The 15,012-nt window shown below is 42.1% G+C and carries 14 protein-coding genes and 1 pseudogene; 12 read left to right on the top strand and 3 right to left on the bottom strand.

All coding sequences use genetic code 11. From position 1 onward, the window contains the following. Positions 1-27 precede the first annotated feature (27 nt). The 3 genes from leuB to apbC all read right to left on the bottom strand — a co-directional run bounded on the left by leuB (position 28) and on the right by apbC (position 4,308). On the bottom strand, positions 28-1,104 hold the full coding sequence (gene leuB, locus ACTG7Q_RS08665) for a 3-isopropylmalate dehydrogenase (RefSeq protein ID WP_439242893.1): 1,077 nt from the start codon (positions 1,102-1,104) through the stop codon (positions 28-30). Between the two features lie 65 nt (positions 1,105-1,169). After that, positions 1,170-2,723, bottom strand: coding sequence for a 2-isopropylmalate synthase (gene leuA, locus ACTG7Q_RS08660; protein WP_439242891.1), 1,554 nt, complete (start codon positions 2,721-2,723; stop codon positions 1,170-1,172). A gap of 472 nt (positions 2,724-3,195) precedes the next feature. After that, entirely contained in the window at positions 3,196-4,308 is a 1,113-nt protein-coding gene (apbC, locus tag ACTG7Q_RS08655) for an iron-sulfur cluster carrier protein ApbC (RefSeq protein ID WP_439242889.1), read from the bottom strand. 176 nt (positions 4,309-4,484) lie between these two features. Here apbC and metG point away from each other — a divergent pair, with 176 nt between their 5' ends. From metG to ACTG7Q_RS08595, 12 genes and pseudogenes are all read left to right on the top strand, one after another. After that, positions 4,485-6,545: a methionine--tRNA ligase gene (metG, locus tag ACTG7Q_RS08650; RefSeq protein WP_439242887.1), complete on the top strand. Its 2,061-nt coding sequence runs from the start codon at positions 4,485-4,487 to the stop codon at positions 6,543-6,545. Positions 6,546-6,733: 188 nt separating this feature from the next. Then, a complete protein-coding gene (raiA, locus tag ACTG7Q_RS08645; RefSeq protein WP_439242885.1) occupies positions 6,734-7,054 on the top strand; it encodes a ribosome-associated translation inhibitor RaiA in 321 nt (106 codons plus the stop codon). Positions 7,055-7,230: 176 nt separating this feature from the next. Continuing rightward, complete coding sequence (gene ccmA / locus ACTG7Q_RS08640; protein ID WP_439242883.1) at positions 7,231-7,875, top strand: cytochrome c biogenesis heme-transporting ATPase CcmA; 645 nt, start codon at positions 7,231-7,233, stop codon at positions 7,873-7,875. Further along, complete coding sequence (gene ccmB, locus ACTG7Q_RS08635) at positions 7,872-8,537, top strand: heme exporter protein CcmB (RefSeq protein ID WP_439242881.1); 666 nt, start codon at positions 7,872-7,874, stop codon at positions 8,535-8,537. Before ccmA ends, ccmB begins: the two co-directional genes overlap by 4 nt. Positions 8,538-8,551: 14 nt before the next feature. Continuing rightward, on the top strand, positions 8,552-9,286 hold the full coding sequence (locus ACTG7Q_RS08630; RefSeq protein ID WP_439242879.1) for a heme ABC transporter permease: 735 nt from the start codon (positions 8,552-8,554) through the stop codon (positions 9,284-9,286). A gap of 133 nt (positions 9,287-9,419) precedes the next feature. Beyond that, the gene (ccmD, locus tag ACTG7Q_RS08625; protein ID WP_439242877.1) at positions 9,420-9,623 is read left to right on the top strand and encodes a heme exporter protein CcmD; all 204 of its coding nucleotides are present in this window, start codon (positions 9,420-9,422) and stop codon (positions 9,621-9,623) included. Then, a complete protein-coding gene (gene ccmE, locus ACTG7Q_RS08620) occupies positions 9,620-10,150 on the top strand; it encodes a cytochrome c maturation protein CcmE (RefSeq protein WP_439242875.1) in 531 nt (176 codons plus the stop codon). Before ccmD ends, ccmE begins: the two co-directional genes overlap by 4 nt. Further along, entirely contained in the window at positions 10,147-12,105 is a 1,959-nt protein-coding gene (locus ACTG7Q_RS08615) for a heme lyase CcmF/NrfE family subunit (RefSeq protein WP_439242873.1), read from the top strand. Before ccmE ends, ACTG7Q_RS08615 begins: the two co-directional genes overlap by 4 nt. Then, positions 12,098-12,661, top strand: coding sequence for a DsbE family thiol:disulfide interchange protein (locus tag ACTG7Q_RS08610; protein ID WP_439242871.1), 564 nt, complete (start codon positions 12,098-12,100; stop codon positions 12,659-12,661). The genes ACTG7Q_RS08615 and ACTG7Q_RS08610 overlap by 8 nt, the downstream gene beginning before the upstream one ends. Continuing rightward, positions 12,658-13,053 (top strand): cytochrome c-type biogenesis protein, encoded by a 396-nt coding sequence (locus ACTG7Q_RS08605; RefSeq protein ID WP_439242869.1) that lies wholly within the window; start codon positions 12,658-12,660, stop codon positions 13,051-13,053. The genes ACTG7Q_RS08610 and ACTG7Q_RS08605 overlap by 4 nt, the downstream gene beginning before the upstream one ends. Positions 13,054-13,124: 71 nt before the next feature. Continuing rightward, positions 13,125-13,730: pseudogene (locus ACTG7Q_RS08600) on the top strand (tetratricopeptide repeat protein); the annotation flags it as partial. A 443-nt stretch (positions 13,731-14,173) separates the two neighbouring features. Further along, positions 14,174-14,821 (top strand): TfoX/Sxy family DNA transformation protein, encoded by a 648-nt coding sequence (locus tag ACTG7Q_RS08595; RefSeq protein WP_439242867.1) that lies wholly within the window; start codon positions 14,174-14,176, stop codon positions 14,819-14,821. The last annotated feature ends 191 nt before the right edge of the window (positions 14,822-15,012 follow it).

The following is a 15,012-nucleotide window of genomic DNA, read 5'->3' as shown; positions in this document are numbered from 1 at the left end:
TTTGTTAATTCGTTGGGTTGTATTTTTTTAAATGGCGTTAGCAATCAACGTTCCCATTTCACTAGTGGAAACTGGTTGGCTATTATCGGCTAAATCAGCCGTTCTATGTCCAGATGCTAACACTTTTTTCACCGCACTTTCAATGGCTGTGGCGGCTTCGTTTTGGTTAAAACTATGACGTAACATCATCGCTGCCGATAAAATCTGAGCAATCGGGTTGGCGATGCCTTTGCCAGCAATATCAGGGGCAGAACCGCCAGCAGGTTCGTATAAGCCAAAGCCTTGTTCATTTAGACTGGCGGACGGCAACATGCCCATTGAACCTGTGATCATGGCACATTCATCAGAAATAATATCGCCAAAAATATTGGAGCAGAGTAGCACATCAAAGAAAGACGGCTGTTTAATCAACTGCATGGTGGCGTTATCAATATAAATATGATCTAATTTGACTTCTGGATATTGTTTTGCCACTTCATTCACCGTTTCACGCCATAAAATTGAGCTGATTAACACATTGGCTTTATCCACTGAAGTTACGTGTTTGCTACGCTTCATTGCAGTTTCAAAGGCGACTTTGGCAATACGTTCAATTTCATATTTATAATACACTTCGGTATCAAAGGCTCTAGTTTGTGAACCCTCGCCCTCACGCCCTTTGGGTTGACCGAAATAAATCCCGCCCGTTAATTCACGCACTGTTACCATATCAAAACCTGTTTCGGCAATATCCGCACGCAATGGACAGAATTTTTCTAAACCTTTGTACAGCGTGGCAGGGCGTAAGTTACTGAATAATTTAAAATGTTTACGTAACGGCAATAAGGCACCACGTTCAGGCTGTTGATCTGGTGGTAAGTTTTCCCATTTTGGACCACCCACCGAACCAAATAAAATCGCATCGGCTGATTCACAGCCTTGTAAGGTATTTTCAGGCAATGGACAACCTTGTTTATCAATGGCAATACCGCCTACGTTGAAATGGTTGTAATTTAATGTAAAACCGTATTTTTGTTGTACCACATCTAACACTTTAATGGCTTCTGCCATAATTTCAGGACCGATGCCGTCGCCTGATAAAACTGCTACGTTGTATGTTGACATTGTTTATTTCCTATTTTTTATCAATATGTTGAGTTTTTGGGCGTATGCAATACGCCCCTACAAGATTAATGTTTTAAATTTCTGGTCAAATTCGCCACTTTTTGCGAACGATAAATAGCATTAATCGCATGAATTAACGCCAGTGCGGAAGATTCCACAATATCCGTGGCAAGGCCGACCCCATGGAAACGGCGACCCTCATATTCCACTACAATATCCACTTGACCAAGTGCTTCCGCTCCCTCACCTTTGGCGGTTAAATTATAATGGGACATTTTCAAATCCATACCCACAATTTGCATAATCGCATTATACACTGCATCCACAGGACCATTACCGCCATTAGAAACTTGATTAATACGATGACCGTCTAACGCCACTTGTACAAAGGCTGAAGCAGGTAAACCACTTAACGTTTGTGAAGTGATCACGTCTAAAGTTAAACGATCTTCATCGCCTTGTTGCATATCAATAAATGCCAACGCCTCTAAATCGTAGTCAAACACTTGACCTTTTTTATCTGCCAATTTCAAGAAAGCCTCGTATAATTTATCCAAATCGTAATCTGCTTCGGTATAACCCATATCCGCCATGTGACCTTTCACCGCCGCACGACCAGAACGAGCAGTCAAATTTAATTTTTCTTTTTTCAAACCGATACTTTCAGGCGACATAATTTCGTAAGTATTTTTATTTTTCAACATACCGTCTTGGTGAATACCTGAAGAATGAGCAAAAGCATTATCGCCCACAATGGCTTTATTCGGCTGAATTGGCATATTACAAAGTTGGCTCACCATTTGGCTGACACGGTGAATTTCTTGGGTATTAATACGGGTATCTAAGCCGTTAAACATATCTTGACGAGTTTTAATCGCCATTACCACTTCTTCCAACGCCGTATTGCCTGCTCGTTCACCAATACCATTAATGGTACATTCAATTTGTCTTGCCCCATTTAACACCGCAGTTAACGAGTTGGCGGTAGCCATACCTAAATCGTTATGGCAATGCACGGAGATAATCGCTTTATCAATGTTTGGCACACGGTTTAACACATCTGCCATAATGCCACCATATTGGGTTGGTAAGCAAAAACCTACTGTATCAGGAATATTGACTGTGGTTGCACCAGCGGAAATGGCAGCTTCCACGATGCGACAGATGTTGTCAATCCCTGTACGCCCTGCATCTTCACAAGAAAATTCTACATCATCGGTATAATTTCTCGCACGTTTTACTGCTGCCACAGCCATACCCACCACATCATCAAAAGAACGTTTTAATTTGGCTTCTACGTGTAACGCTGAACTGGCAATAAAGGTATGAATCCGATAAGCATCAGCCACTTTCAAGGCTTCATAAGCGGCATCAATATCTTTATCTACGGCACGAGATAAGGCACAAACACGGCTGTTTTTAATATTTTCCGCAATCGTACGTACTGACAGAAAATCGCCCTCTGATGAAACAGGAAATCCGACTTCCATGACATCCACCCCTAATCGTTCTAAAGCAAGGGCAATTTGTAATTTTTCTTTTACGGTAAGACTTGCTTTTAATGCCTGTTCACCATCACGTAGAGTCGTATCAAAAATAATAATGTTGTTTGCTGCCATAATGTCATCCTTTTCTTTTCGTTAGGGTTTTACTTTGAAAGTGCGGTGTATTTTTTATGTTTTTTTAATAAAAAACCCCGAACTTTTTATCAAAGTGCGGGGTTGTAAATTCGTGTTTTATGCTATTTTTCTATCGTCCACAACTTAACCGCACAAAGAATGTGATAATCGTAAGTTGAGTAGCAGAGCGTGAAAGATAAACATAAAATTCCTAAAATTTGCTAAATTAGCGTCTATATTACTGATTTAGCGCATTCTGTCAAAGGTTTTTTAGTAAAAAATATCAAAAAATGTAATGGTATAAAAATATTTTTTATATAAAAATCTATGAATTGGAAAATATTTGGTATTTTATCTTGATTTTATTTTCTTTTAAGGTGGGTTTGTGTTGAAAATATTTAACCTTTAGATAAGGATTTTTTCTAAACATCAGTCTGTTGAGCTTTTATTTGATCAACAGACTGATTAGCGTCTATTTTACTTCTTTAAACATAATTTCACCCGGAATGACCGAGCCTTGCCAATATAATTCACTAGCAACTTTCTCAGCAAGTTGTAAATAGGCTTGTTTAATGTCAGGGTTAGATTCAGCAATCACAGTTGGGGTGCCTTTATCTAAATCTTCCCGCAAGCAAATATGTAACGGTAATTGCCCTAGCACATTGACTTGATATTTTTCCGCAATTTTTTCTGCGCCGCCCGTACCAAAGATGGCCTCATGATGACCGCAGTTTGCGCAAATGTGCATAGACATATTTTCTACAATGCCTAACACGGGTACCGATACTTTATTAAACATGGCAATGCCTTTGATTGCGTCAAGTAACGCAATATCCTGTGGTGTCGTGACCACAACGGCGCCTGTGACGGGAATTTGTTGTGATAGGGTAAGTTGAATATCCCCCGTGCCTGGTGGCATATCAATTACCAAATAATCTAGCTCATTCCATAGGGTTTCATTTAACAGTTGGTTTAACGCACTGCTTGCCATGGGGCCACGCCAAATGGTGGCATTGTCCTCCGCCATTAAATAACCGATAGAGTTAGTCTGCAAATCATAAGCCTGAATCGGTTGCATATGTTTGTTATCGGGTGAAGTCGGGCGTTGGTGTGGCACGCCAAGCATGTGCGGAATGGAGGGGCCGTAAATATCCGCATCTAAAATCCCCACCTTTGCGCCTTGCGCTTGTAACGCTAACGCTAAATTGACCGTCGTGGTAGATTTCCCTACCCCGCCTTTGCCAGAACTAATGGCAATAATGTTTTTAACCCCTTTGACTGCGGGGTGATTATTGGCACGTTTTAAGGTGGCAATTTGATAATGTAATTGCCATTTCATTTGTTGGGCTTCTGCTATGCCTAACAAATTTTGGCTAAGCGTGGTTTTTAACTGCTCAAATGCTGTGTTCCAAGCAAAAGGTATTTGAATTTCGATCCGCAACACATCTTGCATTTTTTCGATTTTTTTCACCGCACTTAGGGCAATTAAATCTTTTTGCAAGGTTGGGTGAGTAAACTGTTTAAACAGTTGAATGAACTCTGTTTGTTGTTTTTCAGTAAAATGAGGGGAAAATTGGATATTCATTATCTTTCCTAAAATGAAGTCGCTTAAATACCCGACTATTTAACCACGATATTCAGGTGATGTTAAGCAAAGAATGGTTTTATTGCGGATGAACTGGATAAAATACCCCAAATCAGGTAAAATCACCGCAATTTTCACAGTGTTCTGTGCCAGTCAATTTTCTAAAAGGTATTTTTATGTCTACTCAACCAAAACGTCAAATTCTTGTTACCTGTGCGTTGCCTTACGCCAACGGCCCGATTCATTTAGGGCATATGTTAGAACACATCCAGGCGGATATTTGGGTGCGTTTCCAACGGATGCGGGGCAATGACATTCATTTTGTCTGTGCCGATGATGCGCACGGCACGCCGATTATGTTAAAAGCGGATCAAATGGGGATTACGCCTGAACAGCTGATTAATGACGTGCATACCGCCCATTATGCGGATTTTTCGGGCTTTAATATCAGTTTCGATAATTATCATTCCACGCATAGCGAAGAAAATCGGGTCTTGTCGGAAATGATCTACACCAAATTGAAAGAAAACGGTTTTATTAAAAACCGCACGATTTCTCAATTATTCGATCCTGAAAAAGCCATGTTCTTGCCCGACCGTTTTGTGAAAGGCACCTGCCCAAAATGTAAAGCACCGGATCAATATGGTGATAATTGCGAAGTTTGTTCTGCTACTTATAGCCCAACGGAATTGATTGACGCCCGTTCCACCGTATCAGGGGCAACGCCTGTGTTAAAAGAAAGTGAGCATTATTTCTTTGATTTGCCAAGTTTCGAAAAAATGTTGCAAGAGTGGAACCGCTCAGGGGCATTGCAATCGGAAGTGGCAAATAAAATGCAAGAATGGTTTGATGCGGGCTTGCAACAATGGGATATTTCCCGTGATGCCCCGTATTTTGGCTTTAAAATTCCGAACACCGAAAACAAATATTTCTATGTGTGGTTGGATGCCCCGATTGGCTATATGGCGTCGTTCAAAAATCTCTGTGATCGTGAACAGATTGATTTTGATACCTTTTGGAAGAAAGAAAGCACCGCAGAACTGTATCATTTTATCGGCAAAGACATTATGTATTTCCACAGTCTTTTCTGGCCAGCAATGCTAGAAGGGGCAAACTTACGCAAGCCAAGCAATATTTTTGTGCATGGTTATGTGACGGTGAATGGCGAAAAAATGTCAAAATCCCGTGGTACTTTTATTCAAGCTGCCACCTATTTAAAACATCTCGATCCTGAATGTTTGCGTTATTACTATGCGGCAAAACTCAGTAGCCGTATTGATGATTTAGACTTAAATTTAGAAGACTTTGTACAACGGGTGAACGCCGATTTAGTCAATAAATTAGTGAATTTGGCGTCTCGTAATGCGGGCTTTATCCAAAAACGCTTTGATGGCAAATTAGCAGCACAATTGGAAGATCAAAGCCTATTTGACGAATTTACCGCACAATCCGAGCAAATTGCCGAATTTTACGAAAGTCGTGAATATGGCAAGGCGATTCGTGCCATTATGGCATTAGCGGATAAAGCCAATAAATATGTGGACGACAAAGCCCCGTGGGTGATCGCCAAACAAGAGGGCAAAGATCGGGAGTTGCACGAAGTCTGTTCCATGGGGATTCAATTATTCCGTGTGCTAATGGGCTATTTAAAACCCGTACTACCAAAATTAGCCGAACGGGTGGAGCAATTCTTGCAAGCGGAATTAACATGGGACAATTTGAGTCAACCGTTATTGGCACATCAAATCGCCCCATTCAAAGCCTTATTTAACCGTTTGGATATGAAACAAATTGATGAAATGATTGAGGCCTCCAAAGCAGAAAATGCGGCGGTGAATAATTCTGCAAATAGTGCAAAAAGTGCGGAGAAAAACACCGCAGTTTCGAGCGAATTTGAACCCGTAGAACCTGAAATCAGTATTGATGATTTTGCTAAAATTGACTTACGTGTCGCCACTGTTTTACATTGCGAAGCCGTACCAGAAAGCAATAAATTATTGAAATTCCAATTGGATTTAGGCTTTGAACAACGCCAAGTGTTGTCGGGTATTAAAGGGGCGTATAGTCAACCTGAAGACTTAATCGGTCGCCAAGTGATTATGATCGCCAACCTTGCTCCACGCAAAATGAAATTCGGCGTGTCACAAGGGATGATTTTATCGGCTGGTACTGGCGGAGCGGATTTGTTCTTGTTGGATGTGGATAACGGGGCGAAAGCGGGCAGTAGGGTGAAATAATTGTAGATTAAATGTTCGTTCTAAATTAACGGGGACGCTGTTTTTCTGCATTTTTGAGACTAAGATCACATTTTTAATAATTTCTTGTAAAAATTGAGAGAAAGCACTTGAAAAATGTTGTTAAACAACCTACCTTGTAGATAAGCGGAAAGATTTTCATTCATCAAGAAGTAAAAGAGGTGATTATTATGACACTTAATATTGCAAGTAAACAAATGGACATCACACCAGCCATTCGAGCTCATATTGAAGACCGATTAACCAAATTGGAAAAATGGCAAACCCAGTTGATTAATCCGCATTTTGTATTAAGCAAAGTGCCGCAAGGTTTTTCAGTGGAGGCAACCATTGGTACTGCACATGGTAATCTATTTGCCAGTGCAACTTCGGATGATATGTATAAAGCCATTAATGAAGTAGAAGAAAAATTGGAAAGACAATTAAATAAACTGCAACACAAAGGCGAAGCTCGCCGAGCTGATGAACGGTTGAAAGATTCTTTTCAATAATTAATTCAGTTTTGATTTAAGGCGGATTTCAGTAAAACAGTGAAATCCGTCTTTTTATTGGCGATAAATTGATCTATCTCAGCAATATCCCCCAAAAGAGTTACCCCTTTAGACAAGACCTTGTGATAAAATTCGCAGGCAAAAATAAACGGCTAATATCACGAACGGACTATACAATGCCCAACACCCTTGAACTTGAACACCTTGCTTGCCAACGGGGCGATAATCTGCTGTTTGCGGATCTGAACTTGCGTTTTCAATCGGGTGATTTTGTGCAGATTGAGGGGAAAAATGGGATAGGTAAAACCAGTCTGTTGCGGATTTTAACGGGGTTGGCTCGTCCATTGCACGGTAAAGTGCGGTGGAATTTCACAGAGATTTCTGAATGCCGAGAAGATTACCAATATGATTTGTTGTATTTGGGGCATTTATCGGGAATTAAGCCTGAATTAACCGCATGGGAAAATTTAAAATTTTATCAACAGGTCAGCCATTGTTGGCAAGGCGATGAAATTTTATGGCAAGCCTTGGAAAAAGTCGGGCTGTTGGGGCGTGAGGATATTATGGCGAGTCAACTTTCCGCAGGGCAACAAAAACGTATTGGCTTGGCGAGATTGTGGCTGTCAAAAGCCCCCTTGTGGATTTTAGATGAACCCTTTAATGCCATTGATAAACACGGTGTGAAAATGTTGATTACCCATTTAGAACAGCATTGCCAGCAAGGGGGAATCGTGATTCTGACCAGCCATCAGGATGTGGAAAGCACAATGTTGCAAAAAGTGCGGTTGGATTGCTACCGCACTTCGGGAGAAATACAATGATATTCACCCAAATTATCCAACGGGAAATCAAAATGGCGTGGCGAAAACAGGCGGAAATTCTCAATCCGTTGTGGTTTTTCCTGATGGTGATCACCCTGTTTCCCTTGGCAATGGGGGCGGATCCGAAATTATTAGCCAACGTCGCTCCTGCCGTGGCGTGGGTGGCGGCGTTGTTATCGGCGTTATTGTCTTTTGAACGGCTGTTTCGAGATGATTTTGTGGACGGTTCCTTGGAACAATTACTGTTAATTGCTCAACCCTTGCCGTTGACCGCCTTAGCGAAAGTGATCGCCCATTGGCTATTAACAGGATTACCGTTGATTTTATTATCGCCAATCGCCGCGTTGTTATTGTCCCTTGAGCCAGAAATCTGGTGGGCGTTGGTATTGACCTTGTTGATTGGTACGCCCGTATTAAGCTGTTTGGGGGCAATTGGCGTGGCGTTGACAGTGGGTTTACGCAAGGGTGGCGTGCTGTTAAGTTTAATTGTATTGCCGTTGTTTATCCCCGTGTTGATTTTTTCAACGGCGGTGTTGGATGCCGCGCGTTTAGGCTTGCCTTATGGCGGACTTTTGGCAATTTTAGGGGCGATTTTGGCTATTACTTTAACCCTGTCGCCCTTTGCTATTGCGGCGGCGTTACGTATCAGTTTAGCACAATAAGAAAGGACAGTTTTATGTGGAAGTGGTTACATCCTTATGCCAAACCTGAAACGCAATATGCGTTGTGTGGGAAATGCTTGCCGTGGTTGGCGGTGCTTACCTTGCTGTTGTTAGGCGTGGGATTGGTGTGGGGCTTGGCGTTTGCACCAGCGGATTATCAACAGGGCAATGGTTTTCGGATTATTTATGTCCACGTGCCAACAGCGATTTGGTCAATGGCAATTTATGTGTCAATGGCAGTAGCAGGCTTGATTGGTTTAGTGTGGCAAATTAAACAAGCCCATTTATCCATTTTAGCCCTTGCCCCGATTGGGGCAGTGTTGACCTTTTTGTCGTTGGTGACAGGTGCTATTTGGGGCAAGCCAATGTGGGGAACCTGGTGGGTGTGGGATGCTCGCCTAACGTCATCGCTGATTTTGTTCTTTTTGTATTTGGGCGTGCTGGCGTTGTATTCGGCATTTCAAGATCGCCATACAGGAATGAAAGCGGCAGCGGTTTTGTGTGTGGTGGGCGTGATTAACATTCCGATCATTCATTTTTCGGTGGAATGGTGGAACACCTTACATCAAGGGGCAACCATCACCAAATTGGATAAGCCATCAATGGCGACGTCAATGTTAATTCCGTTAATTTTGAGTATTTTTGGTTTTATGAGTTTAACCCTTTGGCTAGGGCTAGTGCGGTATCGCAATGCGTTGTTGCGAGAAGAACATAAGCGTCCTTGGGTGAAAGCGTTGGCAAGCAAATAAGTTGTTCCCTCTCCCTTTGGGAGAGGGGGAATATTGTAAATGAGAGAATTAAACCCTCACCCTAACCCTCTCCCAGAGGGAGAGGGGATGTTAATTTATTTTTTGATTTTTTATATTGTGGGAGAAGAACGTTATGTTTTTCCAATCGTGGCGTGATTTTTTGGATATGGGCGGCTATGGCTTTTATGTGTGGCTGTCTTATGGCATTTCTTTTTTAGCGATTTTGCTGTTAGCGGTGCAAAGTTGGCGTGAAAAACACCGCATTTTCGCCGCTATTCTCCGTGAACAGGCCAGAGAACAGCGGATACAAGCTGCTCAAAACGGGAGTGAAAAATGAATCCTAGACGCCAATCTCGTTTAATCTTAGTGCTATTGGTTTTGCTCGGCATTGCGGTAGCAACGGGGCTGATTACCTATGCCCTGCGTGCCAATATTGATTTATTTTATACCCCGTCTGAAATCGTTTACGGCAAAAATAACGATCCAGCGTTAAAACCCGAAGTGGGACAACGGCTGCGAGTGGGTGGAATGGTGGTAGAAGGTTCGGTACATCGGGACGACAAAAGCCTGCAAGTGCGGTTTGATTTGAATGATATCGGGCCTGCCATCACCGTGCAATACGATGGCATTTTGCCTGATTTATTCCGTGAAGGACAAGGCATCGTGGCACAAGGCAAATTGATTGCACCGACCGTGCTAGACGCCACGGAAGTGTTGGCAAAACACGATGAAAATTATGTGCCACCTGATTTAAGTGAGCAAATGAAAAAAGTCCATCAACCTATGGGCGTATCGGCACAGGATCTGAAAGGCGAAAGTGAACGGGATCGTTTACAAGATAAACCACAAGGAACCGCCCAATGATCCCTGAACTTGGACATTATGCCTTAGCCTTGAGTTTAGCCGTATCGGTGTTGTTGGCAATTTTCCCGTTATGGGGGGCGGAAAAAAATCACGCCACCATGATGGCATTAGCTCGTCCGCTGACCTATGCGTTATTTTTGAGTTTAACCCTGTCATTCGGGGCGTTATTTTATGCCTTTGCGGTGAACGATTTTAGCGTGCAATATGTGGTCAACAATTCCAATAGCCAGTTGCCATTGCAATATCGTTTATCCGCAGTGTGGGGATCGCACGAAGGTTCGCTGTTATTATGGATTTGGCTGTTGACCTTGTGGGCAGCAGCAGTCGCCACCTTTAGTCGTGCTTTACCACAACAGGCGGTGGCTCGGGTATTAGGCGTGATGGGCATTATCAGTATCGGTTTTCTGCTGTTTGTCCTGTTTACATCCAACCCGTTTAACCGCACTTTTCCCGATTTTCCTGTAGATGGGCGTGAACTCAATCCGTTGTTGCAAGATGTGGGGCTAATTTTTCATCCGCCGTTGTTGTATATGGGCTATGTGGGCTTTTCCGTGGCGTTTGCTTTTGCCATTGCGTCCTTGATAACGGGTAAACTAGACACCGCTTGGGCGAGATGGTCTAAAACTTGGACCTTAGCCGCTTGGGTATTTTTAACCTTAGGCATTGTGCTAGGATCTTGGTGGGCGTATTACGAACTGGGCTGGGGCGGCTGGTGGTTTTGGGATCCCGTAGAAAATGCGTCTTTAATGCCTTGGTTGGTCGGTACGGCGTTGTTACACAGTTTAAGCGTCACAGAAAAACGGGGAGCCTTTAAATCTTGGACGTTATTACTTGCGATTTTAGCCTTTTCTCTGTGTTTACTTGGTACTTTTTTAGTGCGTTCGGGCATTTTGGTTTCCGTGCACGCCTTTGCGTCCGATCCCACTCGTGGCTTGTATATTCTGGCGTATTTGGTGGTCGTGATTGGCGGTTCGCTGACGCTGTATGCGGTGAAAGGCGGACAAATTCGCTCCACCGATAACGCAGAACGTTACAGTCGAGAAAGCCTGTTATTGCTCAATAATATCCTGTTAATGACTGCCCTTTCCGTGGTGTTGTTAGGCACATTATTGCCGTTAATTCATAAACAACTCGGTTTGGGTTCCATTTCGGTCGGTGCGCCTTTCTTTAATCAGATGTTTTTGATTATCGCCACACCTTTTTCACTATTATTAGGCATTGGTCCACTGGTCAAATGGCGACGAGATCAGTTTTCAGCCATTCGTAAGCCTGTCATTAGTGCGGTGATTTTAATGGCAATTTTAGGCTTTGCCTTGCCGCTGTGGTTACACAATCAATTGACTATCAGTGCCGTGTTGGGCGTGATGATGTCAGCGATTATTGTGTTACTCACGCTTTATGAACTCTACCAACGAACCACTCATCGCACGGGGTTTTGGCACGGCTTACGTCAATTTAGCCGCTCTTATTGGGGAATGTTGTTCGCTCATCTTGGGGTCGCAATGACTATTTGGGGCATTGCCTTTAGCCAAAATTTCAGCATTGAACGTGATGTACGAATGAAGGTAGGCGACAGCGTGCAAATTGAAGATTACCGTTTCCAATTTAATGGGATCAGCGAAGCCAACGGTGCCAATTACACGGGCGGCAAGGCAGAAGTGGCGATTTATCAAGGGGATAAATTAGAAACGACCTTATATGCCGAAAAACGTTTTTACACCGTGAGCAAAATGACTATGACCGAAGCCGCCATTGATTGGGGCTTGAGCTGTGATCTGTATGTGGCATTAGGCGAAAGTTTAGGCGATGGATCTTGGGCGTTGCGTTTATATTACAAGCCGTTTATCCGTTGGATTTGGCTCGGTGGCGTGTTGATGGCATTGGGCGGCGTGCTTTGCCTGTTTGATCGCCGTTATCGCAATAAACAATTCAGTCAAAGAGTGAACGATGAATAGAAAATTATTTTTACCGTTAATTTTGTTTGTGGCATTAATCGTCGCTTTTTTCGTGCAGCTACAACGCAACGGCCAAGGGGACGATCCCAAAGCCTTAGAAAGTGCTTTAGTGGGACAAGCGGTACCCACGATGCAGCTAACGGATTTATTCAGTAATCAACCCGTTAAGCAAGCGATTTTCCAACAAGGCAAACCGATTTTGCTTAACGTCTGGGCAACGTGGTGTCCCACTTGCTATGCGGAACACCAATATTTAAATCAGCTTGCTGAACAAGGCGTGGTGATTATTGGCGTGGACTACAAAGATCAACGTGAAAAAGCCGTGAGTTGGTTGCAGCGGTTGAACAACCCCTATCAACAGGTTTTGTTTGATGAAAAAGGATCCTTTGGTTTGGATTTGGGCGTTTATGGGGCACCCGAAACCTTTGTGATCGACGGCAACGGCATTATTCAATATCGTCACGCAGGCGATTTGAATGAAAAGGTGTGGCAAGAAAAAATTCAGCCGATTTATCAACGTTTAATAAGCCAACATTCAGCGGAGCAAAAACAATGAGAAAAATCACCGCACTTTTTCTGCTATTTTTTAGCTTATCTGCATTTTCTGCCATTGATGCCTTGAATTTTCAATCTGCACAACAGGAGACGGATTATCACCAACTCACCCAACAGCTCCGCTGTCCGCAATGTCAAAATAACAGTATTGCCGACAGCAACGCCACTATTGCAGTAGATATGCGAGCGAAAGTGTTTGAACTATTGCAAGCGGGCAAAGGCAAGCAAGAAATTGTAGATTATATGGTACAACGCTATGGTAATTTCGTTACCTATGATCCCCCTTTAACGGCCGCAACGTTACTGCTTTGGTTAGCACCTGCGTTATGCTTTTTAATCGGATTAGGCGTGCTGTTCCGCCCGAAAAAACAACAGAAGGAAACGAAAAAATGATTTGGTTAATCATTGGGTTATTGACCTTATTGGTCGCCGTCATCGGGCTGTATCCTCTGTTAAAAAAACACAAACTGTATTTTGTCAGTGGTTTATTGGCTATGAGTATTGTGGCCGGCGTAAGCTATGTGCATTTGGGGGCGTGGCAAGCACAAACTATGCTAGACCATACTGCCGAAAAGCTCCCGTATTTTTACGAACGGCTTAAAGAAGAAGATAGCAAACCGCTGACTGAGCAAGAAATGCAACAATTTGCCACCGCACTTCGTTTAAAAATGCAGAAAACTCCGCAGGATGTACAAAGCTGGTTTTTATTAGGGCAATTAGGCATGGCAATGAATAACGGAAAATTAGCCTTAGAAAGCTACGCCAAAGCTCACCAACTTGCCCCCGAAAATACGGATTATACCTTGGCTTATGCTCGGATTTTAATGTTCTCGGATGACAGCATCGATAAACAGCAAGGCGAAACCCTGTTAAAACAAGTGATTCGGCAAGATCACAGTAATTTGGATGCTCTGAGCTTGTTGGCATTTCATTATTTTGAACAGGAAGATTACAAAATGGCCATTGTGAGTTGGTCAATGATGTTGCAATTAATGCCTGAAGATGATCCGAAACGGGATTTATTGGAACGGTCAATTCGCTCGGCGAGAGATGCGTTGTCGACGCAATAATATTTATGTCCTCCTACCGCTTCACAAAAAGAAAGGTGAGTAGGAGGACTGTTTCATCCTACGATCTTCCTTTTTCCTTTTTCCTTTTCTTTTCCTAAAATTTCATTATATTTTCGCCGTCATCGTAGAGTACTGAATTATTTCTCAGTGATATGTGCTGTTCGAGAGTTATTTATGGGCGTAAGCAATTAAAAATCTTGGATAGCGAGAGTATTAGCATGGAATTTAGCCCAATTAATCGAAATAAAATCCTTAAATATAACAAAAGATTGCGAAAACTACTGTGATCAAACATGGGTTTTTGAAAAATAAATTTTATTTTTCAAATGGTTATATTAATGTGATGAGTTCTGTGGTATTAATAAGACGTGAATTCACATTCGTGATCTCATAAGGATTTATGAGGTTTTAAATTTAATTGAGTTAACATAAGGATGGGATATATGTTAAATATACCTACTATTAACTTACATGAAAAACTCGTTGCTTTACTTGGTGATGTTAAGTCTAAGCAATTATTTTCTGGTATTGGTATTTTTTATGAGAACCACATGTTTGGTATTTATAAGAAAGGTGGTTTTTATTTGAGAGCAAAAGATGATTTGGCGATAAAAGTGCAAGCGATAGGTGCTATTCCATGGGATAGAGAGGCAATATCGAGCAATCTAAAGATTCGAGATTATTATTTGATCCCGAGCATCTATTTTATTGATGAAGATAAGAGCGCTATATTGGTTAAGATGATTCACATCTCTTTGCAACAAATTGAAAAGGAAAAATTAGCGGAATCGTTAGAAAAAGCAAGGAGAATTCGGCATTTACCGAATATGTCATTAAAGTATGAACGTCTGTTGGGGAAAGTTGGAATTGACACAATTTCTAAATTACGAGAAATTGGCGCAGCAGACGCTTATATATTGATCAAATCCAATCGGCTTTTTGTGACTTCGCATATGTTTTGGAAAACTTTTGCCGCATTAAAGAATAAATATGTGCAATTATTAACTGAAACAGAGAAAGAATTGGCATTGAAAGAAGTGAATAAAAAACTTCTTCGTGCGGATTTTAGAGCGATGAAATATAAGCCATAACATAAAGAGTGGCGTAGATTGTTGATTTTATGTTCGAACAAGCGTTTTTTCAAAGAAATTGATAAAAAACACTTGCAAAGGATTTTCAAATCTCTATAATACGCCACACACAACGACGCACTGTTGTGAAAATCGAACTTTCTAGCGTGCGTCGTTGTTTTTTGTTCTTTAACAATTTATCAGACAATCTG

Origin of the sequence: Lonepinella sp. BR2474, assembly GCF_051851555.1 — a bacterium.
GTDB lineage: Bacteria > Pseudomonadota > Gammaproteobacteria > Enterobacterales > Pasteurellaceae > Lonepinella.
Note: the sequence above shows the minus strand (reverse complement) of the source record. Positions and strands in the feature narration are given on the sequence as shown.